We start from the raw sequence: 18,404 nt of genomic DNA, 5'->3' as shown, positions 1-18,404 counted from the left end.
ATCGTCCCCGGCCGACCGGCCACGACATCGCTCAACGGTCCACTTTCTCACCCGTGCCCGACGGGTCGCCGCTTTCGGGGCCGGTGTCCGGTGTCGGGTCACTCGGCTGCTCGGGATCGCCGTCCTGGGCGGGCCCGTCCTGTGCCACCGGATCCCCGGTCCCGTCCTCGGCCGCGGACTCCTCCGCCGCCTCTCGCTCGGCGGCGCGCTTGCGCTGGGTGTACATCCTGATGCCCGCGAGGACGAGCAGCAGGACACCGCCGGCGAGGACGAGCATCACGGTCGGGGTGATCTCGGAGACCTTCACGGTGAAGGTCATCGGACGACCGTAGGGCCTGCCGTCCGCGGTGAACAGCTGGGCCGTCATCGGCACGGGGCCGTTGGCGTTGGCGGAGGCCGTGAACTTCACCGACTGGCTGTGCCCACCGTTGATCTTGACGGGCTGCTTGGCGATCGTCTTGCCGTCGTTGAGCTTCAGACGGGTGGGCTTCGTGGACTCCAGGCGCAGAACCAGGTTGTCGACGCCCTGCAGGAGTTTGTTCTGGACGGTCACCGGGATGGTGGCGCTGCGGCCGGAGAGCGTCAGGTCCGACTTCTCGATCAGGTTGACCTCGGTGGTCAGGCCCTTGAGGTCGTCGAGCACATCGGTGCGGTAGCCGGCCGCCGCGGCGGGATCGCCGCGCCAGGACGCCGACATCTCACGGCTGATCGCGTTGCCGAAGGGCGTCACCACGCGGTACGCCGCGGTGAGGATGACCTTGAAGTTGTCCAGGGTCTCCTGGGTGGTCTTCATGTCGTGGAACGCCTGGACCGGCAGTTCCCGCTTGCGCAGCCTGTCGGGGTAGTCGGAGGAGCTCGGCACCTTCGTGGTGGCGTCGGCGTCCGGCTTCACGGCGGCGGCCGCGATCAGGTCGACGGGCTCGGTCCAGCGCTGCGAGGACAGTCCCGCCATGGCGGTCGCCATGGTCTGTGCCTGCGCGGCGGACGGCATCCGCTGCGGGGCGACGACGATGCTGCGCTGCTTGTCCGGCACCTGCTGGGTGAGCGCCAGGGTCTGGGAGAGGAACCTCTGCACGGCCAGGGTGGAGGGCTCCGCCTGCGACATGTCGCCCTGGAAGACCGTGGAGAGCGAGGCGTCCGAGACGATCGCGGTCCTGCCGCCGCCGATCGGGCGCGCGGCGCTGGGCGTGTACGACAGATCGTCCCGGAGGCTGTCGCTGCGCGCGATCACCTTGTGCGCGCCGGCCGAGGTGGCCACATCCACGATGGACGGGTCGATCGCGCCCTCCACCGGCCAGGCGAAGTCGGTGGACGGCTTGACGTGGAGGATCGTCTCGACGGTCGTCTCGGCCACCGCGGTCGCGGGCTGGAGATGCCTCAGCGAGCCGGAGACGTCCCTGCCCCGGTGAGCGAGGGAGGCCAGGTCGGGGTCGGCGAAGGGCAGCGCGACGACCTTGCGGCCCTCCACAGCCTTCTCCAGGGCGCTGAGCCACTGCTCGGCGACGGCCTGGTTCTTTCCGGCGACCTCGCCCGTGCCCTCCTTGACGCGGTAGTTCCTGGTCATCGCGTCGACGGTGGCGAGCAGGTCCGGGTCGATCACCCAGGTGACGGGGAGTTCCTTGCCCAGCGAGACCATTCGTTCCAGGCGCCCGCCGGGGGCAAGCTCGGCGGCCAGGTCGTCGTTGGCGAAGACCGGGGTCTGTTGGTCGTCGGAGCCTGTCTCCGCGGACAGATGAGCCGAGGAGATGAGCGGCCACAGATAGGTCAGCTGGGTCTTCTTCTCGACGGCCTCGGGCTGCCAGGGCAGGAACGTGCGCTCGATGCCGAGAACCCGGTCCCCGGGCTGGTTCTGCGTCTGCCCGGACAGGGAGACACCGACCTGGTAGACCCCCTCGTCGTCGAGGCCGAGCTTGTCGACCGGGACGGCGATCGTGAAGTCCTCGCTGATCCCGGCGCCGAGCGGCGGCAGCTTCACGGTGTAGGCGTCGTCGAGCACGCCCGGGTCGCTCCCGGGCCGGAAACCGGTGCGGGACGCCGCCTCGTCGATCGAGCTGCGGTTGCTCAACGGGGGCCCCACGCGGAGATCCACATGGCCGTCCGTGACGGTCTGCTTACTCTTGTTGGTGACCGTGCCGCTGATCGTGAGCGTGTCCCCCTTCACCGGGGCGCTCGGGGAGAACGTGTTCAGGGACACATCGACGGTACGGGAGCCGGAGGGTTCCTCGGCGGCCGCGGAGGGCGCCGCGGGCCCGTTCAGCAGGCCGGCCAGCAGGGGCGCGCCGGCGATCAGGGAGGCCGCGCGCAGCAGCCACCGACGGGCAGGAGAGGGACCGTTGCCCTGGATGTCTGCCGCCTCGGCCACGCGTTCGCCCATCCCTCGTCGTTGTCAGTGGTGCCGGTGGTTGTCGGTTGCTGTGTCCACGCATGGTAACGAGGCACGCTGTGGCGAAGTGCCGCGGACTGCTCCACGTGATCGCAAACGGGTCCCGGGCCCGGCGAAAAGGCGGACGCTCCGGTCGGCCGGGGCACGTACCCTTTTCTGTTGTGCCGAACGCCAACGAAGACAACCTCACCGCACTGAGCCAGGTGCAGCGTCGAGCGGTCAGTGAGCTGCTGCGCGTGTCCCCTGTCGCCGACGATCTCGCCCGCCGTTTCCAGGAGGCCGGGTTCGGCCTCGCGCTGGTCGGCGGCTCGGTACGGGACGCCCTTCTCGGCCGGCTCGGCAACGACCTCGACTTCACCACCGACGCACACCCCGAGGACGTTCTGAAGATCGTCCGGCCCTGGGCCGACGCCGTCTGGGAGGTCGGGATCGCCTTCGGCACGGTCGGCTGCCAGAAGAACGCCCGGGTCGACGGCGTCGAGCAGCGCTTCGAGATCGAGGTCACGACGTACCGGTCGGAGGCGTACGACCGCACTTCCCGTAAGCCTGAGGTGTCCTACGGCGATTCCATCGAGCAGGACCTCGTCCGCCGGGACTTCACGGTCAACGCGATGGCGGTCGCGCTTCCGGAGAAGGAGTTCATCGATCCGCACGGTGGTCTGGAAGACCTCGCCGCCCGGGTGCTGCGTACTCCCGGTACCCCGCAGGAGTCCTTCTCGGACGACCCGCTGCGCATGATGCGGGCCGCGCGCTTCGCCGCTCAGCTGGACTTCACGGTCTCCCCGGAGGTCGTCAGCGCCATGAAGGAGATGGCCGAGCGCATCGAGATCGTCTCCGCCGAGCGGGTCCGGGACGAGTTCAACAAGCTGATCCTCTCCGCCCACCCCCGTGAGGGCCTCGGCCTCCTCGTAGACACCGGCCTCGCCGATCATGTGCTGCCCGAGCTGCCCGCCCTGCGGCTGGAGAGCGATGAGCACCACCGGCACAAGGACGTGTACGACCACTCACTGATCGTGCTCGAGCAAGCCATCGACCTCGAAGAGGACGGGCCTGATCTGGTGCTGCGGCTCGCCGCGCTGCTGCACGACATCGGCAAGCCCCGCACCCGGCGCTTCGAGAGCGACGGGCGGGTCTCGTTCCACCACCACGAGGTGGTCGGCGCGAAGATGACCAAGAAGCGGATGACCGCTCTCAAGTACTCCAACGAGCTGGTCAAGGATGTCTCGCGGCTGGTGGAGCTGCATCTGCGCTTCCACGGCTACGGCACGGGTGAATGGACCGACTCCGCCGTACGGCGTTATGTCCGTGACGCCGGCCCGCTGCTGTCCCGGCTGCACAAGCTCACCCGCTCGGACTGCACCACGCGCAACAAACGCAAGGCCGCTGCTCTCTCCCGCGCCTATGACGGCCTGGAGGAGCGCATCGCCCAGCTCCAGCAGCAGGAGGAGCTGGACGCCATCCGTCCCGACCTCGACGGCAACCAGATCCAGGAGATCCTCGGTGTCGGCCCGGGGCCCGTCATCGGCAAGGCGTACAAGTTCCTGCTGGAGCTCCGTCTGGAGAACGGTCCGATGGAGCACGACGCCGCCGTGGCCGCGCTCAAGGACTGGTGGGCCTCGCAGGACTGAGCGAGGGCCGGTCATGTTTCACGTGAAACATGACCGGCCGCCGATGAACGAGGGGCGATGTTTCACGTGAAACATCGCCCCTCGGCGTATCAGGCGCCGGACCGGGCCGACGGCCTCCGCCGTGTCCAGCGGTACAGCAGGAACGCGACCGCCGCATAGAGAACGGCCACCATGGTGACCAGGGTGATCGACCTGCCGTCCGACGGCAGCATCAGGGCCGCGACTCCAGCAGCGCCGACGAAGGCCACGTTGAACAGCACGTCGTACAGCGAGAAGACCCGGCCTCGGTAGGCGTCGTCGACCGAGGTCTGCACCACGGTGTCGGTCGCGATCTTCATGCCCTGGGTGGTGAGCCCGAGGACGAAGGCGGCGATCAGCATCGGGGTGGGCGCGAAGGGCAGACCCAGGCTCGGTTCCAGTACGGCGGCAGCGGCGGCGCACAGGATCATCCAGCCGAAGGGCCCGAGCCGTCCCACGGCCCACGGGGAGACAACCGCGGCCGCGAAGAACCCGGCACCCGACACGGCGACGGCCAGTCCGAGCAGGGCGAGGCCCTCCTTCTCGGTCGAGGCCCAGGAGTGCCGGCAAAGCATGAGCACCGTCACCAGCAGCGCCCCGTAGCAGAAGCGCATGAGCGTCATCGCGGTCAGCGCCTGCGCGGCGGGCCGCCGCTCCATCAGATGACGAAGGCCTGCCATGAGCCCGCGCGCGGTGGAGGCAAGCGCCGCCATCAGCTGGGGCTGCACCAGCTCCGGGTCGGGGCCGAGCAGCTCACGTGCCATCCGGAGGGAGGCGAGCGCGGCGCAGAGGTAGAGCAGGGCGCCCAGCAGGACCACGGCGGCATCAGAGTCGTCGGCGGCAAGCCGTACCGCGAAGGCCAGCCCACCGCCGGCGGTCGCGGCGAGTGTGCCCGCCGTGGGCGACAGCGAGTTCGCCATCACCAGCCGGTCCTCGTCGACGACGCGGGGAAGGGCTGCCGACAGTCCGGCGAGGACGAAGCGGTTGACGGCGGTGACGGAGAGCGCCGAGGCGTAGAAGAGCCAGTCGGGCACCGGGACGAGGATCAGTACCGCCGTGCCGGTGGCGAGCAGGGCGCGGAGCAGATTGCCGTAGAGGAAGACCTGCCGTCGCTGCCAGCGGTCGAGCAGGACGCCGGCGAAGGGACCGATCAGCGAGTAGGGCAGCAGGAGAATGGCCATCGCGGAGGCGATCGCGGCGGGGGAGGTCTCCTTCTCCGGGGCGAAGACGACGTACGTGGCGAGCGCGACCTGGTAGACGCCGTCGGCGCATTGGGAGAGCAGCCGTACGGCGAGCAGGCGGCGGAAGTTCTTCAGGCGCAGGAGTACGCGCAGATCACGTACGACAGGCATGTGGGCAAGCGTCACATATGCGGAGAGTCCCCGGACACATTGTCCGGGGACTCTCCGAGGAAGAGCGGGGAAGCGCGGGCGACGCCCGTGCCGTGCCGAGTTCTGGCTTAGCGCTCGACCTCGCCCTTGATGAACTTCTCGACGTTCTCGAAGGCCTCGTCGTCGAAGTACTGCACCGGCGGGGACTTCATGAAGTACGAGGAGGCGGAGAGGATCGGGCCACCGATGCCCCGGTCCTTGGCGATCTTCGCGGCGCGCAGGGCGTCGATGATGACACCCGCGGAGTTCGGGGAGTCCCAGACCTCGAGCTTGTACTCCAGGTTCAGCGGGACGTCACCGAAGGCGCGGCCCTCGAGGCGCACGTACGCCCACTTGCGGTCGTCCAGCCAGGCCACGTAGTCCGACGGGCCGATGTGAACGTTCTTCTCGCCCAGGTCGCGGTCGGGGATCTGGGAGGTGACGGCCTGCGTCTTGGAGATCTTCTTGGACTCCAGGCGCTCGCGCTCGAGCATGTTCTTGAAGTCCATGTTGCCGCCGACGTTCAGCTGCATGGTGCGCTCCAGGCGGACACCGCGGTCCTCGAAGAGCTTCGCCATGACGCGGTGCGTGATGGTGGCGCCGACCTGCGACTTGATGTCGTCACCGACGATCGGGACGCCCGCCTCGGTGAACTTGTCCGCCCACTCCTTGGTGCCGGCGATGAAGACCGGGAGCGCGTTGACGAAGGCGACCTTGGCGTCGATGGCGCACTGCGCGTAGAACTTCGCGGCGTCCTCGGAGCCGACCGGCAGGTAGCAGATGAGAACGTCGACCTGCTTGTCCTTGAGGACCTGGACGACGTCGACCGGGGCCTCGGCGGACTCCTCGATGGTCTGCTGGTAGTACTTGCCCAGACCGTCGAGGGTGTGGCCGCGCAGGACCTTCACGCCCGTCGACGGCACGTCGCAGATCTTGATGGTGTTGTTCTCGCTGGCGCCGATGGCGTCCGCGAGGTCGAGGCCGACCTTCTTAGCGTCCACGTCGAAGGCAGCCACGAACTCGACGTCGCCGACGTGGTAGTCGCCGAACTGGACGTGCATCAGACCCGGCACCTTGGTCGCCGGGTCGGCGTCCTTGTAGTACTCGACGCCCTGCACCAGCGAGGCGGCGCAGTTGCCTACGCCGACGATGGCTACGCGAACCGAACCCATTCCGGTTGCTCCCTGTGTGATCTCGACGAAGCCCTGCAGGTCGCAGAGCCTCACTTGGTGGTGTCGTCGGACGGATCCGGCCGGGTACTGCCCCCGTGCCGGGGCAGGCCGCCCGTTTCTCCAGATGTGTTGTCCTGCTGAGCGGTGGCGTCGGTCCCGGATCGTCGATCCCGGCCCGCCCGCTCGCTCTCGATGAGCTCGTTCAGCCAGCGCACTTCGCGCTCCACGGACTCCATTCCGTGGCGCTGCAGCTCAAGCGTGTAGTCGTCCAGCCGCTCGCGCGTACGGGCCAGAGAGGCGCGCATCTTCTCCAGACGCTCCTCCAGCCGGCTGCGGCGGCCTTCCAGCACCCGCATCCGCACCTCGCGCTCCGTCTGCCCGAAGAAGGCGAAACGGGCCGCGAAGTGCTCGTCCTCCCAGGCATCCGGCCCGGCGTGGGTGAGGAGCTCCTCGAAGTGCTCCTTACCTTCCGGCGTCAACCGGTAGACGATCTTGGCGCGGCGTCCTGCGAGGGAGGCGGCGAGCGCGTCCTCCGGGGCGCTGCCCGGCTCCTCGATCAACCAGCCGTTGGCGACCAGCGTCTTGAGGCAGGGATAGAGGGTCCCGTAACTGAACGCTCGGAAGATCCCCAGCGAGGTGTTGAGCCGCTTCCGGAGCTCGTAGCCGTGCATCGGCGCCTCACGGAGCAGCCCGAGGACGGCGAACTCAAGGATCCCGGAGCGCCTGCTCATTCGTCGCCTCCTCTGCCGTCCAGGACTCTTATGCCGCTCTGATGTATCGACTCGATACATCCTGACGATAGAACGGTGGTCCTGCTGCGACAAGGGGGGCTGTCGTGACCGGCGTCACATCGTCAATTCGCAGTAATCGAGTTGCCTGATTTGGGGTGAACTTCAGCGCTAGGTGGGTTTTGACCGTGCGTAGTCTGTGCGGCATGCAGACCACCGGGAACCATGCGACGGCAGGGGGCGTCAGTGCTCTCGGTGCCATGGCTGCACTGCGGATGAGCCCGTTGCCGGGCATGTCCGTATTCATTTCGGGGGGACCGGAACCAGCTGCCGTTTCCAGGCGTACTCGCCTGCCCGAGGAGTAGTCGTTCGATGAGCGAGCACCGTCGCAAACAGCCGCCGCAGCCGCAGGGCGGCGGACGTGCCGCGGCCCGGCGCGCAGCCCAGCAGCCGCAAGGCCGCCGGGCATCCCAGGCCCGGGGCGTCAGTACAGGATCGCCCTCCGAGCCGTACGGTCAGGAGCGCCCCTACAGTGGCCGTGCCGAGGCCCGCCGCGCCGCGCAGCGGGGCGGACGCCGGCGCGCGGCCGAGGGAGGCGGCGCCGGTGCGGGTGGCGGCGGTCACGAGAGCGGCCCCGGTCGTGGTCGTGGCGGGCGGCCGCCCGGCCGGAAGCGGATGATCGACTATCCGCGATACGGCAAGTACGGCTGGCGCCGCTGGGTGCCGTCGTGGAAGCTCACGTCCGGCCTGTTCCTCGCGTTCTGCGGCAGCCTGATGGGCGCGGCGACGATCGCGTACGCCATGGTGGAGATCCCCAAGGAGGATCTGGCCGCCAAGGCGCAGAACAACGTCTACTACTGGGCCGACGGCACGCAGATGGCCGCCACCGGCGGTGAGGTCAACCGCCAGATCATCGGGATCGACCAGATTCCGAAGGCCATGCAGAACGCGGTGGTCTCGGCCGAGAACAAGACCTTCTGGACCGACCCGGGCATCGACCCGATGGGTATCGGCCGCGCCGTGTTCAACATGGCCCGGGGTGGTCAGACGCAGGGTGGCTCGACGATCACCCAGCAGTACGTGAAGAACAACCGGCTCGCCGACCAGTCGCAGACCCTGAGCCGGAAGGTGAAGGAGCTCTTCATCTCCATCCGGGTCGGCAACGAGCTGGACAAGCCCGAGATCATGGCCGGCTACCTCAACACCGCGTACTACGGGCGTGGCGCCTACGGTCTTCAGGCCGCGGCCCGGACGTACTACGGCAAGGACGCCAAGAACCTGAACGCCAGCGAGTGCGCCTTCCTCGCCGCGCTGCTCAAGGGCGCCACGTACTACGACCCGGCCGGCGCGCTCGAGATCGACCCGAAGGCCAACCCCACGGACAACCTGGACCGGGCCACCAAGCGCTGGCGCTGGATCCTCGACGAGATGGTCAACGACAAGCTTCTCCCCGCGGAGGAGCGGGCGAAGTACGCGGCGTTCCCGATGCCCAAGAAGCCGCAGAAGAGCGCGCAGCTGAGCGGCCAGACCGGTTATCTGGTGAGCCTCGCCAAGGCCTACTTCATCAACAACAACGACCGGGGTATCGGGGAGAGGGAACTCTCCCAGGGCGGCTTCGAGATCTACACGACCTTCGACAAGAACAAGGTCAAGAAGCTCGAGACGGCGGTCAAGAAGGTCTACGACGCGCACATCGACCCGGTGAAGCGCCCCAAGACCGACACACACGTCCAGTTCGGCGGTGCCTCGGTGGACCCGCGGACCGGAGCGATCGTCGCGATCTACGGCGGCACCGACGCCACCAAGCACTTCACCAACAACGCCGACCAGACCGGTGCGCAGGTCGGATCGACCTTCAAGCCGTTCGTGCTGGCCGCGGCGATGCGCGACGGTGTGCGCAACCCGCAGGGCGAGCGTCGCATCCTCGACCCGGACAAGAGCCGTTACAGCGGCAAGAACAAGCTGAAGATCAAGAACTACGACGGCACGGTCTGGCGCAACGAGGAAGGGAAGGAGTGGCTGCAGGTCAACGACGACGACGCGGACTACAAGGACATCGACCTGCGCTACGCCATGGTCCGCTCCGCGAACTCCCCGTTCGTGCAGCTGGGCATGGACGTCGGCATCGACAAGGTCCGCCGGGCCGCCGTCGACGCCGGTCTGCTGGAGACCTCGCTCGTCAAGTCCGACGTCCCGTCGTTCTCCCTCGGTATCTCCGACCCGAGCGCCATCCGTATGGCCGGCGCGTACGCGACCTTCGCCGCCAACGGCAAGCAGCGTGACCCGTACTCCGTGACCAAGGTCAAGGAGCGCGGCAAGGAGGTCTACAAGCATGAGGACAAGGCGGATGAGGCCTTCTCCTCCGCCGTCGCGAGCAATGTGACCGACGTGCTGCGGGACGTCGTCGAGCACCCCAGGGGCACCGGCCGCAAGGCCGCGATCCCCGGCCGGGACGTCGCGGGCAAGACCGGTACCACCGACGGCAACGAGTCCGCCTGGTTCGTGGGCTATACGCCGCAGCTGTCGACCGCCATCGACATGTACCGCTTCGACGACAATGCCGAGAACACCAAGCGCGAGTTCCTGGAGATGTTCGGCACGGGCAACCAGCCGAAGATCCACGGCTCGTCGTTCCCGTCCCAGATCTGGCACGACTACATGGTCGACGCGCTCGAGGGCGAGAAGGTCATCGAGTTCCCCAAGCCGGAGTCCCTGGACAACGCCGAGGCCGTCTTCGGTGGCGGTGCTTCCAGCCCGAGCCCGACGCCGTCCATGTCGACCTCGCCGTCGCCGTCGGTGTCGACCTCGCCGTCTCCCTCGAAGTCCGCGTCCACCAGCCCGAGCCCCGGTAACTCCTGCGGTGTGTGGGACTGGGACTGCAACAACGGCGGAACCAGCAAGGGCGGCGCCGACAACGGCGGCGCGGACGGCGGGACCGCCGACGGCGGCTCCACCGGCGGGCCGTCGGACAGTCCGAGCCCACCGACCGGAGGCACCGACACCGGCGGCCCCGGCAACGGCAACGCCGGCAAGAACGAAGGCGCGAGCAGCGGAATCTTCGGCGGAACGGAGAGTTGACGCCGCACCCGCCCCGCTGACCTGGGCCGTCGCCCCCGCCCCGTACGTTCCGTACGGGCACGGGAGCGGCGGCCCAGGTCGTATCTCCGGCGCCGTACGGCAGGATGTCCCCATGCCGAGCCTGGAGAAGACGAGCCCGCAACAGGACTGTCCGGTCGTGTCCCCCACCCAGAGGGACGAGGTCGCCGCCGCGGGCAGCGAGCTGATCGGCGGCCCGCTCGGCCGCTGGGCCCGGCCGGGCGGCAGCGCGCTCACGCCGGTACGCGTGGTCGCACTGGTGGCGATCGGGATGTTTGCGCTCGGCATGGTGCAGAAGCTGCCCTGTTACACCTGGGCCTGGTTCCGCGGTGCCAGCTCCCAGTACACGCACGCCTGTTACTCGGACATTCCGCATCTCTTCATCGGCCGGGGGTTCGCCGACGGGCTCATCCCGTACTTCGACCGGCTCTCGGGCGACATGGAGTACCTCGAGTACCCCGTGCTGACCGGCCTGTTCATGGAGGTCGCCGCCTGGCTGACCCCTGGGGGCACCGACATGATGCACCGCGAGCAGATCTACTGGCTGGTCAACGCGGGCATGCTGATGGTCTGCACCGCCGTCATGGCCGTCTGCGTCGCCCGGACGCATCGAGACCGCCCCTGGGACGGCCTCCTGGTGGCGCTCGCGCCCGCCTTCGCGCTGACCGCCACCATCAACTGGGACCTGCTCGCGGTCGCCCTCACCGCCGCCGCGATGCTGATGTGGTCGCGCGGCCGTGCCCTCGCCTTCGGCATTCTCATCGGGCTCGCGACCGCCGCCAAGCTCTACCCGGTCCTCCTGCTCGGGCCGCTGCTGCTGCTGTGCTGGCGGGCCGGAAGGTGGCGGGAGTACGGGACGGCGGTGCTCGGCGCGGCCGGCGCCTGGCTCGTGGTGAACGTGCCGGTGATGCTGCTCGCGCCCGAGGGGTGGAAGAAGTTCTACACGTTCAGCCAGGAACGCAATGTGGACTTCGGCTCCTTCTGGCTGGTCATCACGCAGCGCACCGGTGAGCCGATCGCGCCCGAGACGGCCAACACGTACGCGATCGTGCTGATGCTGCTCGCCTGTGCCGGGATCGCCGCGCTGGCCCTCATGGCCCCCAGGCGGCCCCGGTTCACTCAGCTCGCGTTCCTGGTCGTGGCCGCTTTCATCCTGACCAACAAGGTCTATTCACCGCAGTACGTGCTGTGGCTGATCCCGCTCGCCGCGCTGGCCCGGCCGCGCTGGCGGGACTTCCTGATCTGGCAGGCCTGCGAGGTCATGTACTTCCTCGGCATCTGGATGTACCTCGCCTTCACGACCAGCGGGAACAAGCAGGGACTGCCCACCGACGGGTACCAGTTCGCGATCGTCCTGCACCTGGTCGGCACGCTCTACATCTGCGCGCTGATCGTGCGGGACATCCTCATGCCGGAGCGGGACACGGTGCGCCAGGACGGCGCCGACGACCCGTCCGGAGGCGTGCTGGACGGGGCCGAGGACGTCTTCGCCCTTGGACCGGCCGCCCACCCGCCCCGGCACGCCGCGCACGCCGTCGAGGGGCCGCGGGTGGAGTGGGGCGCGGTCCGGGAGTAGCTGGCGGTCGGGAGGGGTCAGCGCTCCACGATCCGGTCGAACTGGGTCGTGGTGTGCCGCAGATGGGCCACCAGCTCGTCGCCGACCTTGGGTTCCTGGGCGTCCGCGGGGACGAAGAGGATCGACACCTGCATGTGCGGCGGCTCGGCGAACCAGCGCTGCTTGCCCGCCCAGACGAACGGCGAAAGGTTCCGGTTCACCGTCGCCAGGCCGGCCCGGGCCACGCCCTTGGCACGCGGCATCACGCCGTGCAGCGCCTTCGGGGCCTCCAGGCCCACGCCGTGGGACGTGCCGCCGGCCACCACGACCAGCCAGCCGTCCGACGCGGCCTTCTGCTGGCGGTAGCCGAAGCGGTCGCCCTTGGCGACCCGGGTCACGTCGAGGACCGAGCCGCGGTACTCCGTCGCCTCGTGGTCGCCCAGCCAGAGCCGGGTGCCGATACGGGCGCGGAAGCGGGTCTGCGGGAACTGCTGCTGCAGCCGCGCCTGCTCCTCGGCCCGCAGGTGACTCACGAACATCGTGTGCAGCGGCAGCCGCGCGGCCCGCAGCCGGTCCATCCAGCCGATGACCTCCTCGACCGCGTCCGACCCGTCCGTACGGTCCAGCGGCAGGTGCAGCGCGAACCCTTCGAGGCGTACGTCCTCGATGGCCGCGTGCAACTGCCCGAGTTCGTGCTCTCCGATGCCGTGACGCTTCATCGAGCTCATGCATTCGATGACGACCCGCGCGCCGACCAGGGCGTGCACGCCATCGACCGAGGAGACCGAGCGGATGACCCGGTCCGGCAGCGGCACCGGCTCCTCGCCCCGCCGGAACGGCGTGAGGACCAGCAGGTCCCCGCCGAACATGTCCTTGATCTTCGCGGCCTCGTAGGTGGTGCCCACGGCGAGCATGTCCGAGCCGAACCGGGCCGCCTCGTCTGCGAGACGCTCGTGGCCGAAGCCGTAGCCGTTGCCCTTGCAGACCGGCACGAGGCCCGGGAACTGGTCGATCACGGACTTCTGGTGCGCCCGCCAGCGAGCGGTGTCGACGTAAAGGGAGAGCGCCATGGCCGGCCCGGAACCTTTCTGGTGGCTGCGGTGTATCAAAGATATGTACGAGAGCTACGAGAGTACGGAACCGTCAGCGGCGCGACATGTAGATGTCGAGCGCCTTGTGCAGCAGCTTGTTGAGCGGGAAGTCCCATTCACCGACGTACTCGACGGCCTCGCCGCCCGTGCCCACCTTGAACTGGATGAGGCCAAAGAGGTGGTCGGACTCGTCGAGCGAGTCCGAGATGCCGCGCAGGTCGTAGACGGTCGCGCCCATCGCGTAGGCGTCGCGCAGCATCCGCCACTGCATCGCGTTCGAGGGCCGGACCTCGCGGCCGATGTTGTCCGAGGCGCCGTAGGAGTACCAGACGTGCCCGCCGACGACCAGCATCGTCGCAGCGGAGAGGTTCACGCCGTTGTGCCGCGCGAAGTACAGCCGCATGCGGTTGGGGTCCTCGTTGTTGAGGACCGTCCACATGCGCTGGAAGTACGAGAGCGGGCGCGGGCGGAAGTGGTCACGGACCGCGGTGATCTCGTAGAGCCGCTGCCACTCGGCGAGGTCCTCGTAGCCGCCCTGGACGACCTCGACACCGGCCTTCTCGGCCTTCTTGATGTTTCGGCGCCACAGCTGGTTGAAGCCCTTGAGGACGTCGTCGAGCGAGCGGTTGCCCAGGGGCACCTGGAAGACGTAGCGGGGCTGTACGTCCCCGAAGCCGGCGCCGCCGTCCTCACCCTGCTGCCAGCCCATCTTGCGCAGCCGGTCCGCCACCTCGAAGGCGCGCGGCTCGATGTGCGTGGCCTCGACGTCCCGCAGCCGCTTCACGTCCGGGTCCTGGATGCCCGACTTGATCGCGCCCGCGTCCCAGCGCCGGATGACGACCGGCGGGCCCATCTTCACGGAGAAGGCGCCCTGCTGCTTGAGGTGCGCGAGCATCGGCTGCAGCCAGTCCTCCAGGTTGGGGGCGTACCAGTTGATCACCGGGCCCTCGGGCAGATAGGCCAGATAGCGCTTGATCTTGGGCAGCTGCCGGTAGAGGACCAGACCGGCGCCGACCAGCTCACCGTTCTTGTCGAACCAGCCCAGGTTCTCCGAGCGCCACTCCGTCTTCACGTCTGCCCACGCCGGGACCTGGCAATGGCTCGCCGAGGGCAGGCTCTGGATGTATGCCAGATGCTGCTCACGGCTGATGGTCCTCAGGGTCAGGCTCATGCGGGGCGCTCCTCGGCAGGTGTGTCCCCATGGGTACAGGGGCTCCGGCTCTCGCGCCGAAGCCTACTGTGACCGGGGAGCGCCCCGGCTGGCCGCGTACGGCGCCGGGGCCGGCCTCCGAGGATCCGCCCCGTCTGCGCTAACCGAGGACGCCGCCGAAGAGTCCGCCATGGGCCATGCCGAGGAAGAAGCCCACCGCCGACGCGCCCAGACCGACGATCAGGGGGAAGCGCTCGCGCGTCGTCTCCGAGATGTACTGCCCGTACGCACCGGTGATGATCCCGATCAGTCCTGTCCACGAGCTCAGCAGGTGGAGGTGGTGGAACATCGCCGTGATGAAGGCGACGGCGCCCAGCACCAGCGTGACCACCACCAGGGTGTCCTGGAGCGGGTGGGGCTTGCCGTCGGTGGCGAAGAGAGAGACGGACGACCGGGACCGCATTGCATGAGCCATGGGGCACCTCCAGGCCTAGCCGGCGGGCCGGGCATCCTAGCTCTGCCCGCACCCGATGTGTCCAGATTGCGGCCCTTGGCCTCAGGATTTCAACCGGAAGCCGCTGTGCGGGTACTCTGTACGGTCTGCACCGGTGTCTGCCCTTGTCCTGACCAGCAGCCCTCACTCGCTGAGGGGGATTGTCAGTGGCGGCGGATACCGTTGCTCACGCATCACGACCCTCCTGCCACGGAACGACCGTGGCCGCTGAGTCCAAAGGAGGTGGGTTCCACATGCGTCACTACGAGGTGATGGTCATCCTCGACCCCGATCTCGAGGAGCGCGCTGTCTCCCCGCTGATCGAGAACTTCCTCTCCGTCGTCCGTGAGGGCAACGGAAAGGTTGAGAAGGTCGACACCTGGGGCCGTCGTCGTCTCGCTTACGAGATCAAGAAGAAGCCCGAGGGCATCTACTCGGTCATCGACCTGCAGGCCGAGCCTGCGGTCGTCAAGGAGCTCGACCGCCAGATGAACCTGAACGAGTCGGTCCTCCGGACCAAGGTCCTCCGTCCCGAGACCCACTGAGCGTCTAGCTCAGAGGTCATCGGGTTCGAGTAGCAGCAAGCAGCCAGAAGCAATCCCGCCGAGAGGTTCATCCAATGGCAGGCGAGACCGTCATCACGGTCGTCGGCAATCTCGTCGACGACCCCGAGCTGCGCTTCACCCCGTCCGGTGCGGCGGTCGCGAAGTTCCGTGTCGCGTCCACCCCCCGCACCTTCGACCGTCAGACCAATGAGTGGAAGGACGGCGAAAGCCTCTTCCTCACCTGCTCGGTCTGGCGTCAGGCGGCGGAGAACGTCGCCGAGTCGCTCCAGCGAGGCATGCGCGTTGTCGTGCAGGGCCGGCTGAAGCAGCGGTCCTACGAGGACCGCGAGGGCGTCAAGCGCACGGTCTTCGAGCTGGACGTCGAGGAAGTCGGCCCCAGCCTCAAGAACGCCACGGCCAAGGTCACCAAGACCACCGGTCGCGGTGGCCAGGGTGGCTACGGTGGTGGCGGCCAGCAGGGCGGCGGCGGTAGCTGGGGTGGAAACTCCGGCGGTGGCCAGCAGGGCGGCGGCGGTGCACCCGCCGACGACCCGTGGGCGACCAGCGCGCCGGCCGGTGGCGGCCAGCAGAGCGGCGGGGGCAACTGGGGCGGAAGCTCCGGCGGCGGCTACTCGGACGAGCCTCCCTTCTAAGCCTTCGGGCCCGAGGGGCAGCTCGTACCCCCACTTCTTGATCACACAGGAGATACACCATGGCGAAGCCGCCTGTGCGCAAGCCTAAGAAGAAGGTCTGCGCATTCTGCAAGGACAAGACCGCGTACGTGGACTACAAGGACACGAACATGCTGCGGAAGTTCATTTCCGACCGCGGCAAGATCCGTGCCCGCCGCGTGACCGGCAACTGCACGCAGCACCAGCGTGACGTCGCCACGGCCGTCAAGAACAGCCGTGAGATGGCGCTGCTGCCCTACACGTCCACCGCGCGCTAAGGGAAGGGTGACCAAAAAATGAAGATCATCCTCACCCACGAGGTCTCTGGCCTCGGTGCCGCCGGCGACGTTGTCGACGTCAAGGACGGTTACGCTCGCAACTACCTGGTCCCGCGCGGTTTCGCGATCCGCTGGACCAAGGGTGGCGAGAAGGACGTGGCGCAGATCCGCCGCGCCCGCAAGATCCACGAGATCGCGACCATCGAGCAGGCCAACGAGATCAAGGCTCAGCTCGAGGGCACGAAGGTCCGTCTGGCTGTTCGCTCCGGCGACGCCGGCCGTCTCTTCGGCTCCGTGACCCCGGCCGACATCGCCACGGCGATCAAGTCGGCGGGTGGCCCGGAGGTCGACAAGCGCCGCGTTGAGCTCGGTTCGCCGATCAAGACCCTGGGCTCGCACCAGGTGTCCGTGCGTCTGCACCCCGACGTTGCCGCGAAGCTCGGCGTCGAGGTCGTCGCCGCGTAAGCGCTGCTCTGAGCAGAACAGAAGGGCCGCACCCCTGGGTGCGGCCCTTCTGTCGTGTCTGTCGCGGTGGGGATGTTTCACGTGAAACACCCATGGATGGATCAGCGGGTGGCGCCGGTGACGATCCAGTTCCCCGAGCGGGTCCGTGCCCAGAGGGTGGCCATCCGGACGGTCATCATCAAGGTCATCGCCCACCACAGGGCGGTCAGTCCGCCGCCGAGCGCGGGGACCAGCAGGGCCACCGGGGCGAAGACGGCGAGCGTGAGCAGCATCGCCCACGCCAGGTACGGGCCGTCGCCCGCGCCCATGAGAACGCCGTCCAGGACGAACACCACACCGGCGATCGGCTGGGAGAGCGCCACGACGAGCAGGGCGGGCAGCAGGGTGTCCTGCACGCTGGTGTCGCTGGTGAAGAGCGGGATGAAGAGCGGGCGGGCCAGCACGATCAGCGCCCCGAGCGCCACGCCGGACAGGATGCCCCACTGCACCATCCGACGGCAGACCTGTCGGGCACTTTCGGCGTCGTCGGCTCCGAGATAGCGCCCGATGATGGCTTGCCCGGCTATGGCGATGGCATCGAGGGCGAAGGCCATCAGGCTCCAGAGCGACAGGATGATCTGGTGGGCGGCGACATCTGTGTCGCCCAGGCGGGCCGCGACGGCTGTGGCGATCATCAGGACCGCGCGCAGCGAAAGCGTACGGACCAGGAGCGGGACGCCGGCCTGGGCGCTGGCGCGTATCCCGGCGGAGTCGGGCCGGAGGGAGGCCTGGTGCCGTCGGGCGCCGCGGACGACCACCACGAGATAGGCGGCCGCCATGCCGCACTGGGCGATGACCGTGCCCCAGGCGGAACCCGCGATGCCGAGGCCCGCGCCGTAGACCAGGCCCACGTTGAGTGCCGCGTTGGCGGCGAAGCCCGCGATGGCGACATAGAGCGGGGTGCGGGTGTCCTGGAGTCCGCGCAGCACGCCGGTGGCGGCGAGAACCACCAGCATCGCCGGGATACCGAGGCTGGAGATCCGCAGATAGGTGATCGCGTAGGGGGTGGCGGTGTCGGAGGCGCCGAAGAGGCCGATGAGCCAGGGAGCGGTGGGCAGGGTGACGGCGATGACGGCGACGCCCAGCAGGAGGGCGAGCCAGATGCCGTCCATTCCTTGGCGGATGGCTGCGGGGAGGTCTCCGGCTCCCACGCGGCGGGCGACGGCGGCGGTGGTGGCATACGCGAGGAAGACGAAGACGCTCACGGCGGTGGTCAGCAGGGCGGCCGCGACGGCCAGGCCGGCGAGCTGGGGGGTGCCGAGGTGGCCGACGATGGCGCTGTCGACCATGAGGAACAGAGGCTCGGCGACGAGTGCGCCGAAGGCCGGGACGGCGAGCGAGATGATCTCGCGGTCGTGTTGCCGGCGGACGGCCTTGGGGGTCGCGTGGGCCTGTGTCATGGGGTCAATTTAATCTTCCACAGGTAAGAGATGCAACGGCTTACTAGTCCTTACGCAGGGCTAGGGTGGAGCTTCGGGTGTGCGCCGTTTGTTCTGATCTTGGTCTGGTGGGAAAAGTTTTTCTCCCCCACAGCCGGTGGATGTGAAAACAGCAGGTCAGGGGGGCTCTGCCGAGTCGGCTATGAGTTTGTCCACATGGCTGTCCCCCGGTCCGTGCACAGGTTCCGCAGGGTTCTCCACAGCATCTGGTCCTTCACCCACAGCCCCTGTGGATAACCAGATTGGCTCACGGTGCCCGCGGGCCTACCGTGGTCCGGCGCCC

Annotated in this window: 15 protein-coding genes; 7 read left to right on the top strand and 8 right to left on the bottom strand. The window is 68.4% G+C overall.

Going from position 1 to position 18,404, the window contains the following annotated elements:
- Nucleotides 1-31: 31 nt before the first annotated feature.
- On the bottom strand, nucleotides 32-2,362 hold the full coding sequence (locus ACZ7LT_RS15395; RefSeq protein ID WP_471236533.1) for a DUF6049 family protein: 2,331 nt from the start codon (nucleotides 2,360-2,362) through the stop codon (nucleotides 32-34).
- 182 nt (nucleotides 2,363-2,544) lie between these two features.
- Between ACZ7LT_RS15395 and ACZ7LT_RS15390 the strand changes: the two genes are divergently transcribed.
- A complete protein-coding gene (locus tag ACZ7LT_RS15390) occupies nucleotides 2,545-4,011 on the top strand; it encodes a CCA tRNA nucleotidyltransferase (protein ID WP_471236532.1) in 1,467 nt (488 codons plus the stop codon).
- An 89-nt stretch (nucleotides 4,012-4,100) separates the two neighbouring features.
- Here the strand turns inward: ACZ7LT_RS15390 and ACZ7LT_RS15385 are convergent, their stop codons facing one another.
- The 3 genes from ACZ7LT_RS15385 to ACZ7LT_RS15375 all read right to left on the bottom strand — a co-directional run bounded on the left by ACZ7LT_RS15385 (nucleotide 4,101) and on the right by ACZ7LT_RS15375 (nucleotide 7,302).
- Nucleotides 4,101-5,381: an MFS transporter gene (locus tag ACZ7LT_RS15385; protein WP_471236531.1), complete on the bottom strand. Its 1,281-nt coding sequence runs from the start codon at nucleotides 5,379-5,381 to the stop codon at nucleotides 4,101-4,103.
- 107 nt (nucleotides 5,382-5,488) lie between these two features.
- Entirely contained in the window at nucleotides 5,489-6,571 is a 1,083-nt protein-coding gene (locus ACZ7LT_RS15380; protein WP_471236530.1) for an inositol-3-phosphate synthase, read from the bottom strand.
- A gap of 50 nt (nucleotides 6,572-6,621) precedes the next feature.
- Nucleotides 6,622-7,302 (bottom strand): PadR family transcriptional regulator, encoded by a 681-nt coding sequence (locus ACZ7LT_RS15375; protein WP_471236529.1) that lies wholly within the window; start codon nucleotides 7,300-7,302, stop codon nucleotides 6,622-6,624.
- Nucleotides 7,303-7,671: 369 nt separating this feature from the next.
- On the opposite strand from ACZ7LT_RS15375, the gene ACZ7LT_RS15370 reads away from it, so the two are divergent.
- Nucleotides 7,672-10,377 (top strand): transglycosylase domain-containing protein, encoded by a 2,706-nt coding sequence (locus tag ACZ7LT_RS15370; protein ID WP_471236527.1) that lies wholly within the window; start codon nucleotides 7,672-7,674, stop codon nucleotides 10,375-10,377.
- 112 nt (nucleotides 10,378-10,489) lie between these two features.
- Nucleotides 10,490-11,971, top strand: coding sequence for a glycosyltransferase family 87 protein (locus tag ACZ7LT_RS15365; protein ID WP_471236526.1), 1,482 nt, complete (start codon nucleotides 10,490-10,492; stop codon nucleotides 11,969-11,971).
- 17 nt (nucleotides 11,972-11,988) lie between these two features.
- Here the strand turns inward: ACZ7LT_RS15365 and ACZ7LT_RS15360 are convergent, their stop codons facing one another.
- The 3 genes from ACZ7LT_RS15360 to ACZ7LT_RS15350 all read right to left on the bottom strand — a co-directional run bounded on the left by ACZ7LT_RS15360 (nucleotide 11,989) and on the right by ACZ7LT_RS15350 (nucleotide 14,666).
- Nucleotides 11,989-13,020 (bottom strand): alanine racemase, encoded by a 1,032-nt coding sequence (locus tag ACZ7LT_RS15360; RefSeq protein ID WP_471236525.1) that lies wholly within the window; start codon nucleotides 13,018-13,020, stop codon nucleotides 11,989-11,991.
- Nucleotides 13,021-13,093: 73 nt separating this feature from the next.
- On the bottom strand, nucleotides 13,094-14,212 hold the full coding sequence (locus ACZ7LT_RS15355) for a lipid II:glycine glycyltransferase FemX (RefSeq protein WP_471236524.1): 1,119 nt from the start codon (nucleotides 14,210-14,212) through the stop codon (nucleotides 13,094-13,096).
- Between the two features lie 139 nt (nucleotides 14,213-14,351).
- Complete coding sequence (locus ACZ7LT_RS15350) at nucleotides 14,352-14,666, bottom strand: hypothetical protein (protein ID WP_471236523.1); 315 nt, start codon at nucleotides 14,664-14,666, stop codon at nucleotides 14,352-14,354.
- Nucleotides 14,667-14,938: 272 nt separating this feature from the next.
- Between ACZ7LT_RS15350 and rpsF the strand changes: the two genes are divergently transcribed.
- The 4 genes from rpsF to rplI all read left to right on the top strand — a co-directional run bounded on the left by rpsF (nucleotide 14,939) and on the right by rplI (nucleotide 16,643).
- On the top strand, nucleotides 14,939-15,229 hold the full coding sequence (rpsF, locus tag ACZ7LT_RS15345) for a 30S ribosomal protein S6 (protein ID WP_004950685.1): 291 nt from the start codon (nucleotides 14,939-14,941) through the stop codon (nucleotides 15,227-15,229).
- 74 nt (nucleotides 15,230-15,303) lie between these two features.
- Nucleotides 15,304-15,882: a single-stranded DNA-binding protein gene (locus tag ACZ7LT_RS15340; RefSeq protein ID WP_471236522.1), complete on the top strand. Its 579-nt coding sequence runs from the start codon at nucleotides 15,304-15,306 to the stop codon at nucleotides 15,880-15,882.
- A gap of 59 nt (nucleotides 15,883-15,941) precedes the next feature.
- The gene (gene rpsR / locus ACZ7LT_RS15335; protein ID WP_005315025.1) at nucleotides 15,942-16,178 is read left to right on the top strand and encodes a 30S ribosomal protein S18; all 237 of its coding nucleotides are present in this window, start codon (nucleotides 15,942-15,944) and stop codon (nucleotides 16,176-16,178) included.
- Between the two features lie 18 nt (nucleotides 16,179-16,196).
- Nucleotides 16,197-16,643 carry a 50S ribosomal protein L9 gene (rplI, locus tag ACZ7LT_RS15330; protein ID WP_471236521.1) on the top strand — a complete coding sequence of 149 codons (447 nt, stop codon included), beginning with the start codon at nucleotides 16,197-16,199 and terminating at the stop codon, nucleotides 16,641-16,643.
- Between the two features lie 101 nt (nucleotides 16,644-16,744).
- Here the strand turns inward: rplI and ACZ7LT_RS15325 are convergent, their stop codons facing one another.
- Entirely contained in the window at nucleotides 16,745-18,082 is a 1,338-nt protein-coding gene (locus tag ACZ7LT_RS15325; RefSeq protein ID WP_471236520.1) for an MATE family efflux transporter, read from the bottom strand.
- Between the last annotated feature and the right edge of the window lie 322 nt (nucleotides 18,083-18,404).

The sequence above is a fragment of the Streptomyces sp. NPDC039465 genome, from assembly GCF_055639315.1.
The sequence above is the reverse complement of the archived record's forward strand: the minus strand, read 5'-3'. Positions and strand labels throughout refer to the sequence as shown.